The 25,445-nt window shown below is 41.6% G+C and carries 15 protein-coding genes and 1 pseudogene; 6 read left to right on the plus strand and 10 right to left on the minus strand.

Annotated features, from left to right (window positions below):
* Positions 1-78: 78 nt before the first annotated feature.
* From V7K42_RS13265 to V7K42_RS13305, 9 genes are all read right to left on the minus strand, one after another.
* Positions 79-3,003, minus strand: coding sequence for an NHLP bacteriocin export ABC transporter permease/ATPase subunit (locus tag V7K42_RS13265; RefSeq protein WP_334916829.1), 2,925 nt, complete (start codon positions 3,001-3,003; stop codon positions 79-81).
* Between the two features lie 52 nt (positions 3,004-3,055).
* Entirely contained in the window at positions 3,056-4,066 is a 1,011-nt protein-coding gene (locus V7K42_RS13270; protein ID WP_334916831.1) for an MFS transporter, read from the minus strand.
* 220 nt (positions 4,067-4,286) lie between these two features.
* Positions 4,287-5,126: a DUF928 domain-containing protein gene (locus tag V7K42_RS13275; RefSeq protein ID WP_334916833.1), complete on the minus strand. Its 840-nt coding sequence runs from the start codon at positions 5,124-5,126 to the stop codon at positions 4,287-4,289.
* Between the two features lie 12 nt (positions 5,127-5,138).
* Positions 5,139-7,460, minus strand: coding sequence for a CHASE2 domain-containing protein (locus V7K42_RS13280; protein WP_334916835.1), 2,322 nt, complete (start codon positions 7,458-7,460; stop codon positions 5,139-5,141).
* A gap of 596 nt (positions 7,461-8,056) precedes the next feature.
* A complete protein-coding gene (locus V7K42_RS13285; protein ID WP_334916837.1) occupies positions 8,057-9,301 on the minus strand; it encodes a DUF1822 family protein in 1,245 nt (414 codons plus the stop codon).
* On the minus strand, positions 9,294-10,961 hold the full coding sequence (locus tag V7K42_RS13290; RefSeq protein ID WP_334916839.1) for a sigma-70 family RNA polymerase sigma factor: 1,668 nt from the start codon (positions 10,959-10,961) through the stop codon (positions 9,294-9,296). The genes V7K42_RS13285 and V7K42_RS13290 overlap by 8 nt, the downstream gene beginning before the upstream one ends.
* A 162-nt stretch (positions 10,962-11,123) precedes the next feature.
* Entirely contained in the window at positions 11,124-13,874 is a 2,751-nt protein-coding gene (locus tag V7K42_RS13295; protein ID WP_334916840.1) for a CHAT domain-containing protein, read from the minus strand.
* Between the two features lie 278 nt (positions 13,875-14,152).
* Positions 14,153-16,285 carry an NHLP family bacteriocin export ABC transporter peptidase/permease/ATPase subunit gene (locus V7K42_RS13300; RefSeq protein WP_442938559.1) on the minus strand — a complete coding sequence of 711 codons (2,133 nt, stop codon included), beginning with the start codon at positions 16,283-16,285 and terminating at the stop codon, positions 14,153-14,155.
* Between the two features lie 129 nt (positions 16,286-16,414).
* A complete protein-coding gene (locus tag V7K42_RS13305; RefSeq protein ID WP_334916844.1) occupies positions 16,415-17,854 on the minus strand; it encodes an NHLP bacteriocin system secretion protein in 1,440 nt (479 codons plus the stop codon).
* A 136-nt stretch (positions 17,855-17,990) separates the two neighbouring features.
* Here V7K42_RS13305 and V7K42_RS13310 point away from each other — a divergent pair, with 136 nt between their 5' ends.
* The 3 genes from V7K42_RS13310 to V7K42_RS13320 all read left to right on the plus strand — a co-directional run bounded on the left by V7K42_RS13310 (position 17,991) and on the right by V7K42_RS13320 (position 19,884).
* Positions 17,991-18,119, plus strand: a complete 129-nt coding sequence (locus V7K42_RS13310) for a hypothetical protein (RefSeq protein WP_334916846.1) — start codon at positions 17,991-17,993, stop codon at positions 18,117-18,119.
* A 142-nt stretch (positions 18,120-18,261) separates the two neighbouring features.
* Positions 18,262-18,906: an NHLP leader peptide family RiPP precursor gene (locus V7K42_RS13315; RefSeq protein WP_334916848.1), complete on the plus strand. Its 645-nt coding sequence runs from the start codon at positions 18,262-18,264 to the stop codon at positions 18,904-18,906.
* A gap of 333 nt (positions 18,907-19,239) precedes the next feature.
* Entirely contained in the window at positions 19,240-19,884 is a 645-nt protein-coding gene (locus V7K42_RS13320; RefSeq protein WP_334916850.1) for an NHLP leader peptide family RiPP precursor, read from the plus strand.
* A gap of 363 nt (positions 19,885-20,247) precedes the next feature.
* Here the strand turns inward: V7K42_RS13320 and V7K42_RS13325 are convergent.
* Positions 20,248-20,457, minus strand: a pseudogene (locus V7K42_RS13325) (hypothetical protein); the annotation flags it as partial.
* Positions 20,458-21,124: 667 nt separating this feature from the next.
* Here V7K42_RS13325 and V7K42_RS13330 point away from each other — a divergent pair.
* From V7K42_RS13330 to V7K42_RS13340, 3 genes are all read left to right on the plus strand, one after another.
* Positions 21,125-22,105 (plus strand): phytanoyl-CoA dioxygenase family protein, encoded by a 981-nt coding sequence (locus tag V7K42_RS13330; RefSeq protein ID WP_334916852.1) that lies wholly within the window; start codon positions 21,125-21,127, stop codon positions 22,103-22,105.
* 284 nt (positions 22,106-22,389) lie between these two features.
* A complete protein-coding gene (locus tag V7K42_RS13335; RefSeq protein ID WP_334916854.1) occupies positions 22,390-23,247 on the plus strand; it encodes a phytanoyl-CoA dioxygenase family protein in 858 nt (285 codons plus the stop codon).
* A gap of 17 nt (positions 23,248-23,264) precedes the next feature.
* A complete protein-coding gene (locus V7K42_RS13340; protein ID WP_334916855.1) occupies positions 23,265-25,421 on the plus strand; it encodes a prenyltransferase/squalene oxidase repeat-containing protein in 2,157 nt (718 codons plus the stop codon).
* Positions 25,422-25,445: the final 24 nt, after the last annotated feature.

The raw sequence follows: 25,445 nt of genomic DNA on the forward strand, positions 1-25,445 counted from the left end.
AAGCAACCTTTTTAGCAGTTATTGTTCTCGTATTTAATACGCGAACAAATAATTCTTTACTCCACCACCTATTTTCCCTTAACCGAGCAGTATTGCTTGCTGATTGGCTAGTCGCTCAAAACTGCCCTGCTGTACAATCCGACCATCCTGAAGCACATAGATACGGTCGGCATTATTGATTGTACTAAGTCTGTGAGCAATAACTATGCGCGTCACTTTTAGCCGATCAAGGCTTTCACTAACAATAGCCTGGGTTTTGTTATCTAAGGCACTAGTAGCCTCATCAAACAGTAAAATTCGTGGTTTCAATACCAACGCCCTAGCAATTAACAGCCTCTGCCGTTGTCCGCCAGAGATATTACCACCTCCTTCACTGACAACAGTGTGCATACCCATTGGCATAGCTTGGATATCGTCTGCTAAACCCGCCATCCGGGCGGCTTCCCATGCCTCATCAATTGTGACTAAAGCACCACTGGCAATGTTTTCAAAGATAGAAGCTGACATTAATCGGCTATTTTGCAAGACAACACCCATCTGCCGGCGCATGGCATGAATATCCAGTCCTGTCAACTCCTGTCCATCATAGTAAATACTACCAGATTCCGGAGCCTCAAATCCCAGTAATAACCGAAACAAAGTTGATTTCCCACTTCCAGAAGTCCCCACCAGAGCAATAAATTCCCCAGGTTCAGCCCGAATAGTCACATTATCTAAGATTAAGGGTCTATCATCGTGGTAACGAAAAGCTACATGGTCTACAACAACTCTGCCCGATAACCTGCCAGGATCTGTTTTACTATTATTAACTTCTGGTTCGGCTTGCAAAATTGGCTGGGCACGTTTCCACAAAGGTACGATTTTCAGAACATCCACAACGGTTGTACTCAAGCTGGTTGCACCGCTAATAAAAGTACCAAAAGCAGAGTTGAACGCCAGGAAAGTACCAATGGATAGTGCTTGAGTTCCCTGTGTTTGCTGACTCTGTAGTAATGTGGCAGTAAACCAGAAAAGCACGCAAGATGTGAGTATGGGCAAGACTTTATTGCAGACGTTGAGAACGTCTTCAATAGCTTGGGTACTCAACACTAATTTTATTTGCTGGCTATACTGTTTACCCCAGTAAGCAAAAGCGCGTTCTTCAGCTCCTGCGACTCGCAATTTAGCAACCCCGTTGATTAACTGCACCATCACGCCAAAGATTTGTCCTTGTTGCTCCAATAAGGGACGAACCTTGCGGAGGGTGAGCATTCCAGAGAAAAAAGTCAGGGCAATATTTACAACAGCTGCAACAATAGCGATCAAGGTTAGCGAACTGTTGTAATAAATTAGCAATCCCAAGTTTAAGAAGGCAAATACGCCAGAGAAAATACTTTTGAGAACTGTGCCGCTCAGTTTAGAGCGGATCTCGCTGATGCTAGAAACCCTAGATTCTAAGTCACCGATAGAATACTGATTAAAGAAAGATGCACTTAGCTTTAACAGCCTGTCCCACACCGCAGTTTGAGTGGATGAGTCGGCAAAAGTTTCTAGTCTCATCAGGGCAAGCCCTTGAGCTAGTTGAAAAATTGTACCTCCAAAAGCTGTTGCACAAAGACCCAAACCGATTTGTAACAATAGTCCCCGGTTGGCATCTGGAACGGCGTTATCTATGAGAATAGCAGTAGCTTGGGGCGTTACCATTCCTAATAAAGAAACAGCGATTGCGCTTAACAGGATGATAATTAGATCCTTAAAATGACCCCTTAGTGCAAATAGAAGTATATCCCAGGTTTTGAGGTCTTTATCGGGCAAAGGTCGATAAAATACATAGGCAGTGGTGCAGAGCGTAGCAGCGCTTTGCTCGTCTACAGGAGTGCGAGTCTGCTTGAGCGGATCGAAAATCTCATAACTGTTGCCCCTTGCGCCGCTCTTAACTGGTAACAGAGCCACTGGACTCTCGTCTTCTAAAGTGTATCCCAGCATTGGGCCGCAGTCACTTTTCCACCAGTTCCCGATTAGATGCAAGCGACGCATCCGAATTCGTGAAGCACGGGCGATCGCATCTATTGGGTGTTTAAGGCGTTTGAGGTCTTCTGACTGAGCCGGAGGGCGAATCGCAATGCCTAAAGCACGTCCCACTGCTCCCGCCGCAACTAACAGAGCTTGGTCTGAGGAATTACTGCCATGTATCATTTGTGAACAAGTGGCTGTTTCCCTCTGTTGCACCACAGATGACAGTTCCTCCAACGTTTCATTCATAACCTGACGCTTCAGGTGTTCTCTTTGCCGACACCTCTGGATTTCTTGCTGGATTTCTTGCTCACAAAGCAAGTTAATCATTTGCAGGAAATTCATTTGCAGTTGAGCCAGACTAACCATTAGAGTGTCTGCTTCTTGAATCTCTTCGGCACGAAAACTTTCTAATTCTAATATGCCCTGCGCCTGCAACCACGTATCAGCACTCAAAGGTAACAAACCAGACGCAGGGTCAAAAATTAGTTCGGCAAATCCCATTAAATTGGCATAACCATGTTGGATGCGTACCCAAGATACGCTACCTTGTTCTGGTCGGAATATCTCGCCATTAGCTAAGGAGAAGAACTGGGTTCCCGGCTTTGGAACCTTGAAGTTGCGATCGGGTTCGCGAGCAACAGCTGAACCTAGTTGATATATCCAACGCTCTAGCAAATTCACTGCATAGTCTTGTTTGTTTGCGAACATAAACTCAAAATCTTTGCGAGAGATTCTGAGCAGTTCTGTTTCCTCAAGCGATACTGCGAAAATTTGCAGCTGCTTGCTTTGAAATGGTGCTATTGAAAACATCGCTTCTGCGGATTTGACATTAAATAGGTAACGCCGCTTTCCTTCTGGGCTACCATTGTTAACCGCAATGGCAAATAGTGACATGGAACCCGATCGCACTACCCAAACTGTCTGCGGGTCATTTAATAGTAAAGGTTCATTACCTTTGAACCGATAGTACTCTCCTGCCAAACCCGGAATTTTGTTTTCAATAAGCATATTTATAACCTACTAAAAAGTTATGCAAAGATGTTTGTAAATAAATCCAAGACTATCTTTGTGTTGACTCTTTGATGTTGTTTGTATGCCTTATTGGAAAAACCTGGGTTGATTTATGCAGATGTTGGTATTTGCTGGACAGTGAAAGAAATTGATCTGGCAGTTGCCACCAAGCAAGCAATCCAATCATCACAAGAGTCAGCGACATACTGATTGTACGGACTGCTCCAAGCGATTGCAAGAAATAACCTAAGATGAAACGTCCTAATGTTAACCCCAACCAGTAGGCACTAAGGCTGTAACCAGCAATGAGCGTCGGGGTGTGACGAGCGACGGATTGCACAGTGTATGCCCAGTTGCCGATGCAGGATTCGATGCCAACATAAACCAGTAAAAGTAGCCAAGTTAGCAGTACTATCGGAGTTTGCAGCGCTCTGCCCAGATTTTCTAAGGCAGTTGTATTCGATGCCAATACCCGTACTTTCATTGGTGTGTAGTTGAAGATGATTACGCCCAGCACACTTACAATCAATAGGCTAACAATCCCAGCTAACACCCAATAAATTTGTCGCCAATTCATGCCAACTGCTAACAAAGTACTAGCTATCGTCGGTCCTGAGAGTGCGCCAATACCATAGAAAGCATGAAGCAAACCAATTAAACTGGCACTGCGGGAATTTTGCACAATGTAAGTGTTGATGCCTGCGTCAATCAGTCCAACGCCCAATCCCAACTCTGCTCCGGCGGCAACCATAACAAACCAGGAAGCTGAGGTGGCATAAATCATCAGTGCCATCGTCAGCGCACCCGAGGCAATCAACAGCATTCGGGCTAACCCCAGTCGGCTACTCACAAGACTGCTGGTGAATGCTGCCAGAATATAACCGCTAATTTGACTGACAAACAACAGGGTGACAGTTGCTGGAGTCAGGTTATAGGTAGACAGAATGGAGGGCAGAAGAACTCCTAACCCCGCTTCAGCGATCCCAATGGCAATAAAGGCATAGAAGGAGATCGCGACCCCAATCCACAAAGATGCCATTGTGCGTTGATAGTCTTTCATTGGCTGGAATGCTCCTAGATCAGACAAGTCCCATTAAGCAATTAGCATAAATAGGACTTACGCAAAATACCTCTCAAATTCTGATTACTCCGTGAACTCTGCGCCTCTGTGGTTCGATTTTCCGTAACCTGTGCGTAAGTGCTGATAAAGTTTAACCTCTCAAAACTTTTCAAACATCCTCTTAGAAAATTGGTATTAGACCTGTCGCTTAATGTAGTGGTTAACGAGTACAGCACTGTGTAATAGTTTCCCTGGCAACATCTTCCAAGCCAACAGACTTTAACAAGTCTTGCCAGTCAGAGGTTAGGACGGTATCTTTTGGTTTAGCAAGGCGGAGTTCGCTTAAAAGTGTCAAAGCGTCTTGCCAGATGCCTGCTTGAGCATAAAGGGCGACACGTTCTTGTGGTGTTGCTGTCCCTAAGCGACGGACTAAATCGCTGTTCGGTTCTATTCGTTGCACTAACCCTTCGACAGCAATATCCTCAGATTCTTCAGAGGAGGTTTGCGATTTGCAATCAACTAAGAAGTACCAATGATAATATTTACCAATCTCTAGTGGCTTCTCTGTTGTAGGAATGCGAACGCTAATTACTCCAGGTGTTCCCGACAAGTTAATCAAAAGAGGCTCTTTGGTGACGGAATTATTGTTTTCATCTAGTACTACAAACTTGACAATACTAATATCTTTAATTTGGTAAGGAACGTAAAACCAAAAGGTAGGATATTCAGCAGTTGTTAACCCCAAAGCAAATTTTGATGAGGATGTGTCTGTAGTTCTTAGTTGCTTTAGACTCAAATTTCTTGGTGTCAAGGGTACTAATGCAGTTAGAGGTATGTTCGCATTTGGACAATCACCACGCGTTCCTGCTCCTTGGCGATCGCTAGGCGCACCCCGGTTTTCTGGTTCTTTTTCTAAAGTTGGTTGAATAAAGCGGATTTTACTATTATTCGAGTTATTATTAGATGGTTGTTGAGATTGTGCAGGTTGTGTAATATTAACTACTATAAAAGCCAGAGTAAACACTAATATCTGCGGGAATCGAAAATTTATTCTAGTCATAATCAAGTTTAGTTAAGTATTTTGTTGGTAAATGGTAAAAAGACGAATTCCAAAAGCAGTAGTTATTAAGGTAAAAACAGTAGGAACAAACGGTACCCAACCACCGAATAGCAAGAGAATAAAGCAGCATCCATATAAGGTAATCAGTGCAACACCAATTATTACTGCTAGTTGCGATCGCGACCAACGATACACAGCGATTATTCCTCCTACTAATGACCAGCCGCACAGCCAGAGAATTTCACCCCATGCAGGCCAGACCCATAACAGTGGTCGGCGATTCATCACAGCACTCAGAATCTGGCTAACCATATTGGCGTGAATTACTATACCTGGTACTTGTTGGTAAGGCATAGTTTTTGTACTGTAAGGCGTTAGGAAAGAATCTTTAACACTGTCAGCATCAACACCAATCAGCACAATTCGATTTCTCACCCAGTCGGGATTCAACTGCTTATTGAGAACTTGTGCGAGAGTAACTTGTCGAGCAACCTCGCGTGAGGCACGATAGTTGAGCAGCAATTGATGACCTCGCGCATCAAATTGTTGATAACCACCTGTTGGGATATTTATAGGTTTAAAGACAACTTTGCCAAGTTGCAAATATCCTTCGTCGTTAATTTGGGATTGAATGCCCTCTTTTGCTAGATAGCGACTTGCCAGTTGCCAGCTTAAGGAGTAGCGTGTTTTACACAGGGATTCTGGGTCTGGAGTTACGGCTAATAGCTGACGCCGAACTACAAAGTCACTATCAAGCACAACATCACTAAAGCCGACGCGATCGCCTGAAATTTCTGGCGGGGGTGAAATACCAGGTGCTTGTGTTTTGCCTCCACTGAGTTTACAAATAGCAAAAAAGTTGTCGCTTTGGTGCAGGCGAGTTGCTAAATCTTTATATTGAGGTTCTACTGTAAAATCTCGATAGAGATCTAAACCGATCGCTCTTGGTTGGTATGATTGCAATTTCTGCATCAGCTGTTGCAATACCTCATCTGATAACGAGGATTTTTGCCGCTGCTTTTGGGCTTGAATGTCTGCTTCTGTGATTTTAACTATTAATAGACGTTGGTCTGGGCCTTCATCTGGTCTGATCTGCATCATCGAATCGAAAGCCGACAGTTCCCATTGCTGCATGATTCCTAGCGATCGCACTTGCAATACCAAGCCTGCGATCGCCATACTTGCCACTAATGCTGTTTGCAGTCTCTTTTTTTTGAACCAAGGTGAAGATATCGCTTCTGTTTGCCCGCGTAACCCGTTCCATGTCAGCGGTTCTTCTGCTGGGTTCTGGTAAATCATTGGCAACCAAGAAGCAGTGGGAAATTCATCTTCTAGACCTTGTAACCTTTCTCGTGCGTAACGTGCTGCCAAATAGTAAGATTGACCGCCTGCAAAAGCTGAGAGGAAATTCTTTAGAAACTCTTGAGCAACAAAATCCGGCACATTCTCTCGCATGATAATAACTTCGGGAATGTGCAGATCGGCTAACTGCGATGCCAATCCTAAACCATCGCAGGAGTTAAAAATAGCAAGTTTTAGACCTTGTGCGATCGCATATTTCAAAGCATTTTTTAATTCCGGTATGGTTAAACTGCTGGTTTGGTTAATATGTATCAAACCTATATCTTCTTGACTTTGACTATGCCCTGCAAAAAACAGAATATCCCAGCCTTGTTTATCCCATAACCACTTATCTAATTCTTGGCGTGAAGGCTCTACCAAAAATACTGTTGAGGCATTGGGTAATTTCTTTAGTAAAGCTTGGTCTTTCTGGATATCAATGCCTGTACTATTACCCAATATCGCTAATATTTTAACTTTTTTACCATTTTTTTTAGGTAATACTTTAACTCGCTCATAAGTTGGAGGAGTTAAGGCTACTTCTGCTTTTTGGTAATCTTCAAAAAAGTTCCATAGATGCCAGGGTAGTCGTCTAAGCAGGCGATCGCTTGTTTCGATAATTACCTGAAACTCTTCATCTAAAGTCAATCTAGCTCGTAATTGTTGGTCAATTTTGTGAAACGAGTTTGAGTTCAACCAACTATTAATTTGCTGATATAACTCCTGACAAACTTCAGTAAAATCAGTTTCACTAATATTAGTCAAACCAACTGGTTCCATTTCAATTAAAGCCCGACCATGAAATCGTTGTTGGAGTGCTTGATATATTAATTGATAACGTTTATAAAGTTCAGTAATTTCTGGGGCTGCGGGTAAACTACCTGTAAATTGCATCGGACGAGAGTTATTAGTTTCCCACAATTGGGCATTCACAACTGAGAAGCCATCACTTAAGTTACCTTTATCTAAATTTATAACAACTAACTTACCCATTGTTAATTACTAGAGGTTGCTATATTATATGAAAATTACATTACTTTGTAAAAAAGTATTATCAAAATTTAGCTTTCGGCTTTTTGATTTTGGATTAATTTTATAGATTAACTTTTATAAGTATATTATTAATTTTCACTTCTTCTCTTTTATAAAAATATATTTTTATAATTAATATTATCTTAAGCACACTTAAGCATAACTGCTAGCAATTACGCAGATAAATGCAGTAAAGCACGATTTTTTTATAGTAATATTGTATCATTTGGTCTATCGTTATGAATAAAGAATATAGACGAAGAAAGCGTAAATCTACATCTCTTCAAGCTTATTTTGTCTTCGTAACTAAATGCTAAAAAAAGATATTCAATGCAAAATGATTGAATACATTACTTCAGGTATTCGAGGACTAGCGAAAAAGATGGATTTTAGTATTCTTAAAGTTAACAGGGAAGAAGACCGCATTCATTAAATATCAAAGCCACGCCCTTGTAGCACGGCTTAAATCGCGCTAATTTTAGTCAGTTAGATTGAGTTAGAAAACTTCGTTTGCGGGGCTACCTTTTTTATGCGTTTTAACCCCTGTTTTTTACTTATCAAATCACAAAATCTTCTGTAATGCTAAAATCACCTAGAATCAGTTGAATGCTAAAGCTAGTTTCACGCACACATTTAAAACGATTTAGTGAAATATAGTAATCTTGATTTCTAGATTCAACTACTTGTAAAGTCTCTCCTGAACTCGAAAGTACTAGCTTTAAATAGGGTGGTAAATACTTTTGATTACCAGTAGGATGTACTTGCACTAAAACACTAGTTTTTGCCTCTGCTTCTTCAGTAAGAGCAACTAGCAGTGCTACAGTTTGTTCTCCTAATTGCATTCCCAAATCAATGAGTTTAACTCCATTGATAACAGATACTTTAGAAGCATCAAAACTTCTGGTAGCAAATGCTAGATTTCCCAATTGTGACGTATTTATTAGCGTATCAATGGATTGCCAGCCTATCTCAAAAACTTTGTCAAACCATTGACTTAAATTTACTTGTATTTTATTGGGTGCAATATCGGCAACAGGTGAAACCTCACTTTGCAATAAACCTAAACGCTGATTGTAGAGTTGCTTTCGCCATTGTTCATTAGCAAGTAGTGCTGCCCATTGGCTAAATGATACATCTGCATGTAAACGCGGTGAATAAATAGATGAATTAGCTAAAGTTCGTAACAAATCTTGAGCTTCAGCTGCTGATAAAGTTGCTAAAGGTGGCACTTCTTCTCTAAAATTCAGTCCTAGTGTTGCCAACAGAATGGTAAAGTTTTCTGTTAAATCATCAACTGCTAAAGAATAAGTGCGATCGCTTTGATTATATCTGGCTTCGTTCTTCAATTGACGATGAGTTGCAAAGCCACGTACTGCCATCCAAGACTCATCTTCATCATCCAAATTTACCTGTACTGCTAAGTAATAGTCAGCTACCCAATTGGGGATATCTACCCACTCCTGCGGTACAGACAATTCTTCTAAATCTGTGGTTTCAGTTGGTAATAGTACTAGCTGTGTTTCACCTACTTGAATAGCTATACCATTCACTACTTCCAAAATAGTAAATATATCTTTTTCAGGCCATATTAAGGGTTGTGGACCGGATTCTTCTTGCTGCCAATCTTCAAGCCAACTTATAAAATGATCCAAGCAAATATGATTGAGATATGAATTGTAACGAGCGATAGGATTAGAGTGGTGTTGCTGGCTATATCGCCACGCTTTTTTTTGCTCTGTTACTGCAATCTTTAACCAAAGATGCTTTGTGTTATTACTTGCTAATTCCATTAAGTTAAACATTTGTTCCACCTACTTTTATTTGCTTACAGTTTGGAAAATATACGTCAAAAACGATGCTAATCGTTTCTTCTATTTCTAATTTTTTGCCGGAATGACTTCTATTTTTGAGAATTAATCTAATTAGAGATTTGTAGTGCTTTGATAACCAGTTCTCTAAATACTCTTTTATCCAAGCATTTATCTGTTCCACCAAATTTGCTTGTAACTTATACTGAGTTTGAGAAAGCTTTTCCTTGACTTCAGTTTGCTCAATACCTAATTGGTTGGCAATTTTTATTTCACTTAGGTGTTGACTGTAAGAAAGTTGTAAAATTTCTTTTTCTTCCGAAGATAGTTTTTTGATACCTGACACTAAAGCTGCTTGAATCAAATCTGAGTGTGAGGGATTAGTGTAATTTTGCTTTAACCAATTGGTCACATACTCCTTGACCCATTGTTGAGATTGCGATATTCCTGCTAAAGTTTCTAGGAGTGTAATTGTAGATTTTTTCAAATACCGAGAAATCGTACTTTGATTAATTTCTAACCTAGCTGCTAACTGTTGTTGATTAAGACCAAACCCATAGTAAAGCAGCAAAAGTTTTTGAAATTCAGGTTTCATCGCTTCTAGTTGTTCGCGTAAAGACAAACTAGTTTTCTTGTTGAGAAGTTGCTGACTTTCTCCTGGTTCTTCTGCTGAGTCGTGCCATTCTAGTTCTAAAGCTTCCTCTTGGATGTCATATTGTGCTTCATATCCACTACTAGTTTGTAAAGCATCAAGAGACCATTGAGGTACTATAGATTTTGGATAGTCTTGTAATGCTGCAATAGAATTTTCCATCCAAGATTGCATCTGCATGGCGGTAATATTAGTTGAAGCAGATACCTCATGAGGTGCAGAAGACAAGACTTTCTCTGCATTATAACACTGAGCAGCTTGCTCAAAATCTTCTCTATCTGGATCGGGCCATTTCTGACCATTTTTTCTGCCAGGATTTTGAACTCTGTTAAATAAATAAACTTGTTTAAAATATTTTTTAGCAAAAATCATCTGAGAAATATTAGGTTCGCTCAATCCTGATACTTGCAATGCTTCTCTTAATTCTTTATCACTCTTTTTAGATAACATTCGCCACCGAGAAAACTTTTTAACTCGCATTTCATCTTTAATATTGTTTTCTAAGGCGGTTGTTACATACGTTTCGATATTAGATTGCTGCGAATTATATTTAGACAATATTTCTGCTAATTTTAGAGGATTGTAAATTATCACTCTGGCAAAACAGAGGTATTCTTCCCAATCTTCTGGATTTTGATATTTACATACATTTTTAACTGCCCAATAGCATTTTTCTTCAAAATAACTTGCTAAATGCTCTAACGCCAGTTGTCGTTTATTTGCTGGCTCCCAATCTGCTACTGTTTGAAATTCTTTAATAGCTACAGTTCGCCAAAACTGCGCTAGACCATTTCCTTTATCTTGTTGCCTCCATAAACTGGAAACTTTTTCATTTCTTTGTGCATACAGCTCTATATTGCGTTTTAAATAAGGTTGATATTTCCATTGCAGTATTAATCGACCATTTTGATGATTAAGCATGAGATAAGTACAAAATTTTTCAGTATTGTTCTCACGCTTTGGTAGTGTTGAGATGCCATCAAAGTTTACAAAGTTTAACATCTTCGTTGCTTTTATTTACTAAGTAACAGTGTTGTGTAATTTAATTTACAAGTATAAATATCATACTTCTCCTTATTTAATTCAGATTTTAATAACTTCTTGAGATTGCAGTAGTTTGCAGGTCAATAGACTATACGGTACAAGCATTTACCTTTATGCAATTCATAACCAATTACCAACTAAAACGTAAGGTGCCCAGTAAAAGGGGTGTTCTTGATAGTTACGGAAAATGGACTCCTGAGCGCGACGTAGGGCTTCTGATTTGCTCAATGCAGGGTTATTTTTCAACTGTCGGTAGAACTCGCTCATCAAGATTGCAGTCGATTTATCGTCTACTTTCCATAGAGAAGCAAGGGTAGCACGCGCCCCAGAACGCACAGCAACACCCGCCAATCCCAAAGCAGCGCGTTTATCTCCAGTAGCTGTTTCGCAGGCACTTAAAACGAGTAATTCGATTGGAGAAGGTACTTGAGATCCACGTCCAACCACTGGCTCTCTGGTTTCCAATACCTCACGTAATTGCTTGACATTAATCTTGCCATTCCAGGTAAGAATAAATGTATCTTCCTGTTCGGAACTGAATTTGCCGTGAGTTGCCAAGTGTACCACAGGGTAAGAAAGAGAACTGACTTCCTTTTCAATGGTTGTATTGGTAAAGGCTTGATTGATGAATTCCTTAGAGGGAATAACTGCTTGGATTTCCTTGAATTCATCAGCGACATTTGGTAGAGAACTAAAACCGAAGCGTGATTGAGTTAGTCCGCCGATTAAAGCCTCAAATCGTTTTGGTTTTAATTTGGGTTGTAGCAGTTGCAAACCAGGAGATAAAGCAACGCTGTAGTTTTCTATGAGATATTGCTTGCCATCATAGAGGGCTGCCATCGGAATATTCCGCAAGAAACCATCTAACACAAACACTAGGGTTTTGATTTGGCTTTGAACCAAGTCTGCCTCTAAAGGTTTGATTAACCAATTGTATACTTGTTGAGAAAGCGCCTGGCGATCGCTAAATGTATAGCGTTGTTTGAGTTTTTTTTGTAACTGTTCTAGTACTGTTTCTACTTCGCTTCTTGGTTTGTAAGTCCTGTAGTGATGAAGTTGCTCTATATGCGGCAACTTGACAATCACCTCCACACGGTCTGCCAAAATAATTGGGTAGATGACTGCTGTAGCAGGATTAGCATTATCAACCACCTCGTCAATTGGGGTTGGCTGAACAATTGAACAGGCATCTCGAAAAAAGTCGTCTAGTTCAGCCAACTGTAATGCTTCAACGACATCACGAGCTTGCTTTAAGTTTTTCAGACTTGGTTTTTCAGGTTGTAACAATAAAGCAACTAGCTGCCGATATACTGGTTCTACGCGATCGCGCAAGTCAAACTGAATATCAGGATTGAGGGACACCAAGTCAGTACGTAAAGACTTGAGAGTAGTTACTGCTTCAGTATAAGCTGCCACTGCTGCTTGTGAATTTCCCTGTGCCAAGAGTAGACGACCCAACTGCCATTGCCATTGAAAGGCAATATCTGATGCATCAATTACCTGTGCGAGGTTCAAGGCTTGTTCGGTGTATTGTCGAGCCAGCGATATTTGTTTAGTCTGTTCATATAGCTGACCCAAATTACCTAATGCATAAGACTCAGACCTTTGGTCTTGCAGGTCTTGGGCTTGTTGCACAGCTGTTGTTAATATCTGAGAAATTTTATCTTGATTGAAGAGGGACTTTTCCTGTGTCTTTGTCTTTTGACTTGCTTGATTAAGACATACTAAACTCCGGGCAAAGTTTACCTGAGCATAGACTACGGCTCGACTTGGGGTGAGAGTTGTCAGATTAGATTGTAATAATTCTAACTCTTCATTTGAGAGATTTTGCCCAAGAGATAGTAATACAGTTAATCGATTGAGTTGTGCTTGAATTTTAGCGATCGCTGACGTAGATTTACTGCCACTTTTATAGTACAAGTCTGCGGCATTTTGATAATATGTTTTAGCATTTTCTGAAATCACACCGTGGTTACAATGTATCAGCAGAGGATTTTCCTCACTGTTCGTGTCACGTTGTAGATTTTTGTTGCCCAAACTATATAAAGTATTACCTAAGCTCAACAAAGTAGCGCTTTCCTCTTGAGGCGATCGCAGATTTTGAGCCATTGCTAAACTTTGCTCAAGTAGCTGCTGAGACTTTTCTAGCTCGCCCCTTACTCTCAAGGTATTGCCTAAACTACGTAATCCTAAAACTTTCAGTATAGAGTTCGGCTGTGCTTGCAGATTTTGCTCTACTTGCTCCCAAATTTTCATCATTCGGGTAGAAAATCCCAAAGATTCGAGGGCTGTAGCTTGGTTAATTAAACTACCAATATGACCTGCTGTATCACCGATTTGAGTATAGGTTTTAGCCGCTTGTTGCCATGATTCTAAGGCCAATTCAGCTTGTCCTAACGCTAATTGCAAACTACCTTGAGTATTGAGAGCAAGAGCTAAAATGCGTTTTGCCTGCTCAGTACTGGGCTTTGCTTGAGTGAGTAACTTTAAACTGCTAGAAATTGTTGCCTTTGCTTGGTTCCATAGTCCTAGTTTCTGTTGTGTTAAGGAGAGATAGCTTAACGCCAAAGCTTGGTTCAACTTATCTCCTTGGGATTCATATATCTGTGCAGCTTGCTGCAAGCTTTCTGCTGCCTGAGTAAATTTTTCTGTTTGGTAAAAAGTTCTGCCTTGTTGTATTAGTTCAAGGTTTGTTGGTACTGGAGCTTTTTCTATAATCGACTGTTCTGAAAAACGAGTAAGTTTAGATTCAGCCGGAAGGATATAAAAACTCAAGGTAAAAATCAGCCCCAACACAGCTAAAAAGAAAAGTCGCAATCTGCGTTGCCACATTTGGCTTGTATAGAAGTATAAACGCACTTTTCTTGCCATATCTTCTTCCTTTTAAGCGTTAGTCAAGTAATATGAATGGACTTCCGAGTGAATCCTTACAAAATTTTCTCATACCCAGGACTTACGCAAAATTATAAATAAACGAACTGCAAAGGACGCAAAGAAATAAGAGTTTCAGAGAGTTTTTGTGTAAGTCATAATACCAATTCTCTGTAAACTTGCACTAAATAATTACCCTTCTCTTCCTTGGCGTTCTTGGCGTTCTTGGCGGTTCGTAATAAAAATTAAGTCCGTCTTCATAAATAATTGGTATCACTTCACCCCTCACTACGGATTAATTGCGAATAATATCCTTCGACTTGTTGCAATTCTTCATGAGTACCGCGTTGCACGACTTTTCCGCGTTCGAGGACAATAATTTCATCGCAATCGCGGATAGTACTCAGCCGATGCGCCACGATAATGCAGGTACATCCTCGCTGACGTAGTTTTTGGTCAATAATTTTTTCTGTTTCAGTATCCAGGGCGCTGGTTGCTTCATCCACAATCAGAATAGAAGGGTTGTTAACCAAAGCACGAGCAATTTCTAAACGCTGTCTTTGACCACCGCTTAAATTAGCAGCTCCTTCTAAGAGTTTACTATCATAGCCCCCAGGTAAGGAGAGTATAACATCGTGAATAGCTGCATCTTGACATGCTTGCACCAAGGAACTTTCAGGCACAGTAGTGTCCCAAAGGGTCAAATTGTCCCTGACGCTACCAGCAAATAGTAAAATATTTTGCTCTACGAAGGCGATAGAATTGGCTATGACTTGGCGAGGAATTTGGTTTCTGGGTTTGCCATCAAACTTAATTTCTCCCTGAGTTGGTTGGTACAGCCCGCATATAAGTTTGGCAATGGTAGACTTACCAGAACTACTCTTACCAATCAGGGCAACTCGCTGTCCTGGTTTAATTGATAAATTAAAGTTTTCAATTATGGGAGTTTCAACTTCGCCGTAACTAAATGTCACATTCTCCAGCTTGAGATACCCCTGCAATTTGGGTTGAAGGTAATCAGCAAAAACTTGCTCTTCTGCTTGGTGTGTTTCCTCTGCAAACTCAGAAACTACCGGGTTTTGCAAAACATCATCCAAGCGATTTAGGCTACCCTCGACTTCTTGGAGGTCGCTACTAAGACTAACGAGATTATTGACAGGTTCCATAAAATTTTGCATCAGTCCTTGAAATGCTACTAGCATTCCGATACTCAGGTTCCCATCCATAACCCGCAGTCCACCGATAACTAAAACTAGCATTGATGTAATTGTTGATAGGAACGAGGGCAAAATTCCCAAAGTCTGGTTAGTTATATTTACTTCCTGGTGCGCGTTAATCGCTTTGGCATAATAACCCGCCCACCGAGCAAAGAAATCAGATTCTAACCCGGATGCTTTCAAGGTTTCCATACTTTGAAGACCAGAAATAGCTACCCCGCTAACTTTTCCATGCTCCTGGATTAATCTGAGATTAGCGTCTACGCGCCAGCGAGAGATTTTGTGCAAAGCCAGGAGATTTATGGCGACAAAGAGAATCCCAATTGAAGTCAACACGGCATCATATTGCAGCATCACAATAGCATAAAAAATTACCATGACTGCGGCGATCGCTGTTGTGGCTAACTTCCCTGAAAGCAGATTGGCTAATTTGTCGTTCAGGTGGATGCGGCTGCTGATTTCTCCAGCAAATCTGCAATCATAAAAACTTACAGGTAAGCGCAGAATGTGCCATAGAAATCGGCTGGACATACCCACAGATAACTTAATTTTCATCCGGCGCAGAAACTTTAACTGTAATAATGTCAACAGTCCATTGACGATTGCTGTCAGTATCATTCCTAACAAAAGTGGTCGCAACCAATCTTGCCTGTTTTGCACCAAAACATTATCTACAAACATTTGGGAGAATATAGGTGATGCCAGTCCGGGAATCACCAGTAAAAATCCAGCACAAATACAGAAAGCAAGTACCTCACCAGACCCTTGCAGACGTTCCCGCAAACCTAGAAGAACATTAGGTTTGCTACCACCTTTTTTGAACTGTTGACTAGGTGTAAAAAGCAGTACAACACCTGTAAAACTTGTATCAAATTCTTCCAAGGATACAGTCCTCGGCCCAGTTGCGGGGTCATTGATGTAAACTTGCTTGTTACTAAATCCCTCTACAACTAAGTAATGGTTAAAATTCCAAAAAACGATGTAAGGGCATTGCAACTGTCGCAGTCCATCCAAGTCTGCTTTCATTCCTTTGGCATTCAACCCGTAACTTCTACCAGCCTTGAGTATATTTACAGCTCTGCTGCCATCCCGCGACACTCCGCAATCTTGACGCAATTGCGGTAGGGGTACAATCCGACCGTAGTAACCTAGAATAATTCCCAAAGCCGCAGCACCACATTCTACCGCCTCCATCTGCAAAACAGTTGGGGTACGACGGCGAATTTTTCTAAATCCAGAAGTTATCGCACTAGAAATAGGACGGCGATTATTTTTCTTTGTAAATTTCACTTGTGGTTGTGACAACATTTTTGTTACGTGAGGTTAATTTATACCAGTTAAAGACTTGAGAAAAGGAAAGATAAAGCTGATAGGCGCTCGTTCCTCTGTAGTGACTCTGACGCTAGTGGTGGTTCCAGAAGAAACTTTCATCTGAACACCTTTAGAAGAAGACCACTTATATCCGCTAAAGGTTGAATTGTCTGGCTGCAACTCTGCGTCAACTTGAATTTGAGGTCCTTGAGCCATTAGGCTTTCCACAATCTCTGCATTACCGATCGCATTTAAAGCACCCTCTTTAGTCATGGGAAAAGCTGAAACATGGGTTACAGTACCCACAATGCCGCCAAATCGTTCGCGCTCTACTGTAGAAGGTGTAATTTGTACCTTCATTCCCTTGTGAATTTTCTTACCATCACCAACAGGAAGGAAAGTCAGACCAATGAGTTTAGCAGATGGTTCCTCTGCTTGGATGACGGCGATGGAGCTTCCTGGAGAAAGAATTTGCCCAAAAGATGTACTAATTTCTAAAACCCGTCCGTTGTACTCGCTAATAATTTGACTGTTTTGATTTAATTGGACTTGTAATTGGGCAATATTTCGCTTGACTTCTTGGATTTGATTTTGTCGGTTGGTTGCAGCGTCGAAATCTTGCTCAATTTTACTTTTTTCGTTAGTATCGAGTTCTTGTAGCTGCGATTGAAAATCACTAATTTGGCTAAAGTTTTCGCGGTAGGATTTTTCAATTTCCACCTGCTGGACATCAAGTTGTTTGAGTTGAACATCAATATCAGACACTTTTTTAACAGCGTCTAAATATGCTTGTTGTTCCTGCAAAAGGTTTTGCTGAGAAATTCCTCCTTCTACTTGCAGCTTTCTGAGTCCCTCATATATTTTGCGTTGGGCGGGAATCATGCTGAGGGCGATCGCCCGACTTTGGAGTAAGTTTTGCTGTTGTACTTGCAGAGAACTCAAACCTCTATTTCTCAAAATAGGAGTCAAGCTGGTTGCTTGTTGGAGACGTTGCTGGAGATTGAGACGTTGCTGGGCGATCGCTCTTTTCTCTTGTAGCTTGCGTTCCCCTTGCAGTAAGTTAGAACTGTAATTCTGGGATTGTAATTCCGCCAGCTTGGCACGCTGCTGCTGTAATTGGCTTTGCAGTTCAGCTTGATCGATGATTGCTAGCACCTGTCCTTTTTTTACATAGTCACCAACATTAACATTCATCGCCACAACTCGTCCGGAAGCTGGCGCTTGCAACGATACAACCTTGCTTGGATAAACTAACACCCCCTGTCCTGAAACTGCGATCGGTATACGACCAACAATACTCCAAACAACTGCTGTTGCTACCAACGAGCCAAGGGCAGCTAAAGACAACCAATGCATCGGCTGGACCACTTTCATAACCTGATCCAAGCGTTCCGGGGAAGATAAATTGTCTAAAGCTTTTTTTCGGAAAAGGTTATTTGTTTGTGTAACCATGTGACACCTTCTTAGGGAGATAAGGGGGACGAGGGGGATAACAATTAATTCTTGATTACTAATTAGCAATTTATAGAAACTTTCTTCAGCATCGCTATTACCAAGTTGTTTAAGTAAAACCTCCGTCATCACTTGAGTGTGTGATGTTCAAGTCGATTTACCTAACTTATTGGCAACACCTGAGTTGATTTATGCAGTTTTGAAAATCTTTGGTGTCGAAGAAAATCGACAATTGCTTGATGTCAAAGGTTTTCAAGCATTTTGATGAAACTGAACTATTCCTAATAATCTTCAAGGTTGCATATTCCGATTTCACCTCTCCCAAGGAGTGATACAGAAGGCAGTCAAACAGATTACCTTCAAACCAAACATCAAAAATAAACAACATCATTATTAGGAGACGGACAATGTTTGAAGTTAAAGCACAAATGCTCACCCAAGCAGTACAAGATTCACACTTTCGTAGTCGTTTGATTGCTGACCCTCTGGCAGTTGCAGCAGAGAATGGATGGGATATTCCCACTCAAACACAAATAACTGTGGTTGAGGAAACACCAAGTCATTATTATCTAGTACTACCAGGATTAGGTACTCAAAAAGATTTATTAGGTGAAGATTTGATTGCTAATCAAACAGCACAAACACCTGAGAATTCTTCTTTGGTAAGCTCAACAGCACACATACTTGAAATCGAAGTGCAATTACTCGCACGAGCCGCACAAGATTATGACTTTCGCAGTCGTTTGATTGCTGACCCTAAAACTGTGATGGCAGAAAAGGGATTGCATTTTCCAACTAATATCCAAGTCAGTGTATTACAAGAAACTTCAGATCATTACTATCTGGTGCTGCCAACTTTAGATTTCTCAGAACTAGAAGCTAATAGAGAATTATCCGATACAGAACTGGAATTAGTCGCAGGCGGAGCCAATTCGCAGAATCACAGTTGGACAGGCTGTGCTTCTGGGCAAAGTGGTTGCGTTGCTACTAAGGGCTGTGATGAGGCTATTGCAACCATAGGAATAACTCTTGCAGCAACAGCAGCATTATGACAAGAAAGACTAGCAAAAATGCTTTTGTTAGTCATTGTTTCAAGCAAAAATAAGTTTTGATTTTTTAGAATAGAAGGTTGTTTTATAAGTTAGATGTATCATGCTTTCTACCAGAAAAACCTACTCTCTAAAAATCTGAATTTGGGTGATTTTCGTTGGGATGGGGATTGAAACCCCATCCGAATATTCCCCTACTCTGCCTCTCAATTCCTAATTATCTCAAAGGTTGCATATTTTGATTTTACCTCTCCCAATGAGTAATACACAAGGCAGTCAAACAATTACCTTCAAAGCAAATCAAAAACAAACAACATCATTATTAGGAGACGGACAATGTTTGAAGTTAAAGCACAAATGCTCACACAAGCAGTACAAAATTCAGACTTTCGCAGTCGTTTGATTGCTGACCCTCTGGCAGTTGCAGCAGAGAATGGATGGGATATTCCCACTCAAACACAAATAACTGTAGTTGAGGAAACACCAAGTCATTATTATCTAGTACTGCCAGGATTAGGTACTCAAAAAGATTTATTAGGTGAAGATTTGATTGCTAATCAAACAGCACAAACACCTGAGAATTCTTCTTTGGTAAGCTCAACAGCACACATACTTGAAATCGAAGTGCAATTACTCGCACGAGCCGCACAAGATTATGACTTTCGCAGTCGTTTGATTGCTGACCCTAAAACTGTGATGGCAGAAAAGGGATTGCATTTTCCAACTAATATCCAAGTCAGTGTATTACAAGAAACTTCAGATCATTACTATCTGGTGCTGCCAACTTTAGATTTCTCAGAACTAGAAGCTAATAGAGAATTATCCGATACAGAACTGGAATTAGTCGCAGGCGGAGCCAATTCGCAGAATCACAGTTGGACAGGCTGTGCTTCTGGGCAAAGTGGTTGCGTTGCTACTAAGGGCTGTGATGAGGCTATTGCAACCATAGGAATAACTCTTGCAGCAACAGCAGCATTATGACAAGAAAGACTAGCAAAAATGCTTTTGTTAGTCATTGTTTCAAGCAAAAATAAGTTTTGATTTTTTAGAATAGAAGGTTGTTTTATAAGTTAGATGTATCATGCTTTCTACCAGAAAAACCTACTCTCTAAAAATCTGAATTTGGGTGATTTTCGTTGGGATGGGGATTGAAACCCCATCCGAATATTCCCCTACTCTGCCTCTCAATTCCTAATTATCTCAAAGGTTGCATATTTTGATTTTACCTCTCCCAATGAGTAATACACAAGGCAGTCAAACAATTACCTTCAAAGCCAGAAATGTTGAATGCTGATACAAAACTTTACATAAATAGTTACACTAACTCTAAAAAGCCGAAATTAGTCAACATAACATCATCTCCTCAAACCAATGAACATAGCTGATTTTCTGACACATACAAGATTGAAGATAGCGGAATTTATCTAATAGTGTATGTCCCCATTGTTCGGGAATAGATAAAAGCTGTAAAATCAGATAAGCTATCAAACTCACGTAAATTTGTATGGTAATACCATTGACGTTTTTGGTAATTAATTTGTCAAGTTTTAGTGGTTGCATTGCCACCAAGGGCTGTAATGGCCAAATCAATACGAATTGGTCGAACTAAAACCTCTGTCATCACTTACCCTTCTTGTGTCAATCTCCGAAAACTTTTGCCATTTCTGAAATCTAGAGCTTTTGTATAGGAAGCGTAGGCGTAGCCCGCACTTCGACATCCTTCCCTACAGGACGCTGCGCGAACGGCGTCGCTCAGGGCGAGAAGCTCAGTGACCACCGCAGGCATCGCCAGATTTTTTTCTAATAACAAATACAGATGAGCCTTAAGCGCGATCGCCCTCTCGGAAAGTGACACAAGAGGGTTACAGCAGATTGCAAGTTGGTTAGATACACGGGTAGGGGCATAACATGTTGTGCCCCTACCCGTGTACTTTATTCACCTGAAATACCCTGTAACTGTGTGATGTTCAATTCAATTTTCCTGACTTATTGTGAACACCTGAGTTGATCTATACAACGCCTAAAAATCTTTGGTGTTGAAGAAAATCAACAATCGCTTGATGTCAAAGGTTTTCAAGCATTTTGATGTAACTGAACTATTCCTAACGATCGCAAAGGTTGCATATTTTGATTTCAGTTCTCCCAAGGAGTAGTACAGAGGGCAGTCAAACGATTACCTCAAACCAAATCAAACATCATTTCTCATTTAAATCTAAAGTATATGCCTAACCCAAATTTGACAGACAGCGAAACCAATTCTACTGTATATGCGCCTACGCAGACTGAGCCAACAAACAAATATGCAAATTACTCACAAGCAAGTTCAGCGTTTGACAGTTCTGAGGTAGATAACTTCCCCCTAGACAGCGATTATGACCTCACAACCGAGCAAATTCATAACTTTCAGCAGGATGGACATTTTTTGGTGCGTGGTGTAGTTTCTCCAAAAGAAATAGCTGTCTACAGACCCGCGTTGGTAGAGACGGTTGACCGCTACGATCGCGAACAGCAGGCGATGGAAAAAACTGTCAGCGGTCAAAGTCAAGGATGGAAGTTTGTTGAGAACCTTTACCAACTTGATTCAGTTGCCCAACGCTTTATTTTAGCTCATCGGTTTGGCAAGATTGCTGCCGATTTATTAGGAGTTGATGCTGTCCGCTTATTCCGCGACCAATCTTATTTCAAAAAACCAGGAGGCGGCAATACACCGTGGCATCAAGACGGTTACTTTATGCCCCTAGATACAACTCAGATAGTAACAATGTGGATTGCTCTGTCAGATGTTTCCCCAGAAATGGCACCGATGACTTTTGTTACTGGTTCTCACAAACAGGGATATATAGGGGCTTCAATGCCGCTAGATGCGTCAATGGATGAGTTTGAGCAATCCATTACCAAATCGGGGTTTCAACTCATAAATTACGGAGCAATGGCAGCTGGAGATGCAAGCTTCCATTCTGGCTGGACGCTGCACAGTTCCCGGAGAAACACAAGCGATCGCACCCGTGAAGCTTTAGTGATTGTTTTTTACGCTGATGGCGCAAGGGTAACAATGCCCCCTGTACCCGCCAAGGCTCTACCGCAGGAGCAGTTTGCCGCCGTGATTCGCCAACGCAACTTATCTACCTGTTTGCCAGGATTGAAGCCTGGAGACTTGGCTGAAACATCGATGAATCCAATCGTTTACCAAAGAACAACTTAAATCTGTAAGCCGCTACTTACCAGGGAAAACGCATCTAAATTACTCTTGATCACAACGAAGGTTAAGAACCAACGAAAAAATCAGGATTTCGCGTTTGATTATTTTTTAAGTCCCAAAGCGATCGCCTAAATTCTTCGCAATAAGCAAGAGTTAATGACATTATTTTTCAGTCTATTGAGAATATACTTTACTTATTGACATGATGCGGCCGCCCTGCGCTACTTACTAAATGTAGTAGATTATTTATCCCAACGATTTCAGGTTACACGATCGCAAATAATATCATGAATAACGTATTGCAGCTACCCGATCTTTCCCAAGAATATCCTCTGACTACAGAGCAAATAAAACAATATCGCCAAGACGGTCATCTTTTTCTTCCAGGTATTCTTTCCTCTGAGCAGATAGCAGCCTATCGCCCCCAGATTGTAGAATTTGTAATGCAACAGCGAGCCAAACTGAATGCAGCAGACCAGTCTGTTGGTGGTAGCCCGGAGACGTTTGCATTTAGTTTACAAAATATCTGCGAACCCTTGAAGCAGTTATTAATGTCAAAGCGTTTGGGCAAGATTGCTGCTGACCTTATGGGTGTAAATGCTGTACGAGTTTTACATTATTACGGATTTTTCAAACCACCAGGCGGGCCTGGAACATCCTGGCATCAGGACAGTGTATTTTTACCCCTCGATACGGATGTAATTACAATTTGGCTGCCCTTGGTAGATGTGCGAGCAGATGTTGCAATGACATTTGCCAACGGTTCCCAAACAAAAGGTTTTCTTCTTGACTTAGGAGCGATGGGCAGATCGAATGACGAAGATCCCGTACGCACTGATATGCAGCGCCGTGGCTACGTTATAGATGAAGGACAGGCGCTACAAGCAGGTGATGCAGATTTCCACTGTGGAAAAATTGTTCATTGCGCTCCTGCCAATACCTGCAATTATATGCGGGAAGTGATTGCTATTTGCTACTATCCCGACGGAGCAAAGCTCACAAACCCAAAAGCCGCACTTGCATATCCGGGCGGACAGTATATCTATATGATGCAACAGCACATCTACCGCAATTATTTTTCCCATCTCAAACCGGGCGAAGCAGCAATCTCCGAAACCAATCCCATCATTTACACCCATTCTTAATCATTTTTGTTTTTATTATGGTTTACCAACGCACTCATACCTGGCTGTACTCTTTAAAAGACTCTCTGCAACCCCTCAAATCGCATCTCACCCCCCTAGTCTGTCCACAAGCGATAGAACAACTCGAATCTGTAAGCAGTTACTTTCCAGATGCGATCGCTTCCACTTATGGCTTTGAATATCGCCTACAACCTTCTGCTCCAGTAGTTGACTTTGCTTTTCAAGTTACCGAGACCGGTCGGGACATTTTAGCAGGCTTAAACCCCCATATACGTCTGTCAGAAGACTTTGGCAAGCATCCCGTTTGGCAACAAATTCAGAAGTTCTGCGCCGAATGGGCAGATCCATCTTCCTTACTCCATTACTTCATTGGCGATCTTTGGTTAGAGTTTGATTCAAAGCCGGATGGCGATAATAGTACAAATAATATCCCCATACCTGGGTTATTTTTCAGACTGACTAGCCCGCCAGATAATTCAGGAATCTCCTTCAACTACTCGTGGATTTGGGAGCAAGCTATGCCTTTATTGTTAGGCACATCCCTGCCTCCCGGCTTACAGAAAAAATTCATCGACTGTATCAAGCGCTTGCCTCCCCGAACCAGCATTTTTCAGGTTGGGATGATGTTTTCCCGAACGGTAGAAGCGATAAGACTCTGCCTTGTCGGCTCCCCCGCAGAATTACTGCCATACCTGAGTGAAATAGGCTGGACGGGACAGCTTGCAGAGGTAGAAAAACACGTCAACTCCCTTTCTCCCTACGTCGATGGCATTCTCCTCGACATTGATATTGGCGAACAGATTTACCCCCGAATTGGCATTGAAGGAATTTTTCTCACCCGCTACCAAGCTTGCGTCAATGGACAATGGGAATCGCTGCTAGATTATCTCACTTCCCAAGGTTTGTGTGCAAAAGAAACCAGGGATGCTTTGCTCAAATACTCTGGCTATACCTTAGTAAAGCCTCTGCAAGAGCGCATTTACGTTCGGGGGTTGAACCATATCAAACTCATTTATCAATCAGGGCAACCTCTAGCGACCAAAATTTATTTTGGTGCAATGCACCAACCCCTCAGCAAAATACCTGCACGTTCTGCTAGCACAGTAAATGCAAAGAGTACAGGGGACGCAACCCAAGAACGTAGCGACGCGGGGACATCCTTGCCATCTTCCCCTATCGAATCAGCCGTTACTTTTTTGCTAACTGCACGAGATTCCCAGGGGTGGTGGATGGATTTTCACCTAGCGGCTGGCTTGAGCGATGAATGGGTGACGGGTTATGTAGGAACAATGTTAGCGAATATACCGGATAACCGTGTAACTGAAGCTGTTTCCACAGCTTGGAATCTGCTCAATAGTCGTCGCCATCGCGCCAATGGCAAATGGGGCTACAATCGCTTTCCTCCTGGTGATGCAGATAGTACTGGCTGGGTACTCCAACTTGCCCAAGCTATTGGTGAGAATAATTCAGAACGGGCGCGTCAAGCGATGCAATCCCTAGCAGCCCATCAGCGACCAGATGGAGGCATTTGCACCTATGAGACTGAGGAATCGATTCGTGCTTTTATTCATGCTTCTGCTGAAATAGGATTTGAAGGTTGGTGCGGTTCGCATACTTGCGTGAGTGCAGCAATTGCAGCTCTACCCGAATACCGCTTTCAGCTTCAGGATTATTTGCAATCAACTCAGCAGAATGATGGTAGCTGGCTGGCTTACTGGTGGCAAGATCCCGAATATGCAACGGCTCTAGCGGCTGAGGCTATTGCTGCTTGTTATCCAGATTCTGACTGTATTACCAGCGCCGTAGCATGGGGGATGAACCACCTCAATTCCCAGGGATTTGTAGCAACTAGCGATAACCCCTCTGGTTCGCCGTTTGCAACAGCTTGGTGCTTGCGACTGCTGACACTGAGACGGCAAGATACCGCAGTACAGGCAGCGATCGCCAAAGCAACCGATTGGTTATTAGCACAGCAACAGCCCAATGGTTCCTGGATTTCCTCAGCCCGACTGCTAGTTCCATTACCGGATGACCTAAATCCCAATAAGTTTAACCAGTGGATTTACCACGGCACGATTCAAGGTAGTCTAGTGTTTGACAAGTATTGCGTCTTCACCACTGCTACCGTATTGCAAGCTCTACATCGTAATACTTTGTCACAGCAACTTAGCTAGGTTCATGGTAAGAAATCAAAATTC

It is taken from the genome of Nostoc sp. (assembly GCF_036917455.1).
Lineage (GTDB): Bacteria > Cyanobacteriota > Cyanobacteriia > Cyanobacteriales > Nostocaceae > Nostoc.

Bases quoted from the DNA above. Each gene is read 5' to 3' on its own strand.
- V7K42_RS13340 (WP_334916855.1), top strand. From the start codon at position 23,265: ATGGTTTACCAACGCACTCATACCTGGCTGTACTCTTTAAAAGACTCT.
- V7K42_RS13315 (WP_334916848.1), top strand. From the start codon at position 18,262: ATGTTTGAAGTTAAAGCACAAATGCTCACCCAAGCAGTACAAGATTCA.
- V7K42_RS13290 (WP_334916839.1), bottom strand. From the start codon at position 10,961: ATGTTAAACTTTGTAAACTTTGATGGCATCTCAACACTACCAAAGCGT.
- V7K42_RS13320 (WP_334916850.1), top strand. From the start codon at position 19,240: ATGTTTGAAGTTAAAGCACAAATGCTCACACAAGCAGTACAAAATTCA.
- V7K42_RS13300 (WP_442938559.1), bottom strand. From the start codon at position 16,285: ATGGAGGCGGTAGAATGTGGTGCTGCGGCTTTGGGAATTATTCTAGGT.
- V7K42_RS13335 (WP_334916854.1), top strand. From the start codon at position 22,390: ATGAATAACGTATTGCAGCTACCCGATCTTTCCCAAGAATATCCTCTG.
- V7K42_RS13305 (WP_334916844.1), bottom strand. From the start codon at position 17,854: ATGGTTACACAAACAAATAACCTTTTCCGAAAAAAAGCTTTAGACAAT.
- V7K42_RS13270 (WP_334916831.1), bottom strand. From the start codon at position 4,066: ATGAAAGACTATCAACGCACAATGGCATCTTTGTGGATTGGGGTCGCG.
- V7K42_RS13275 (WP_334916833.1), bottom strand. From the start codon at position 5,126: ATGACTAGAATAAATTTTCGATTCCCGCAGATATTAGTGTTTACTCTG.
- V7K42_RS13330 (WP_334916852.1), top strand. From the start codon at position 21,125: ATGCCTAACCCAAATTTGACAGACAGCGAAACCAATTCTACTGTATAT.
- V7K42_RS13265 (WP_334916829.1), bottom strand. From the start codon at position 3,003: ATGCTTATTGAAAACAAAATTCCGGGTTTGGCAGGAGAGTACTATCGG.
- V7K42_RS13285 (WP_334916837.1), bottom strand. From the start codon at position 9,301: ATGTTTAACTTAATGGAATTAGCAAGTAATAACACAAAGCATCTTTGG.
- V7K42_RS13295 (WP_334916840.1), bottom strand. From the start codon at position 13,874: ATGGCAAGAAAAGTGCGTTTATACTTCTATACAAGCCAAATGTGGCAA.
- V7K42_RS13280 (WP_334916835.1), bottom strand. From the start codon at position 7,460: ATGGGTAAGTTAGTTGTTATAAATTTAGATAAAGGTAACTTAAGTGAT.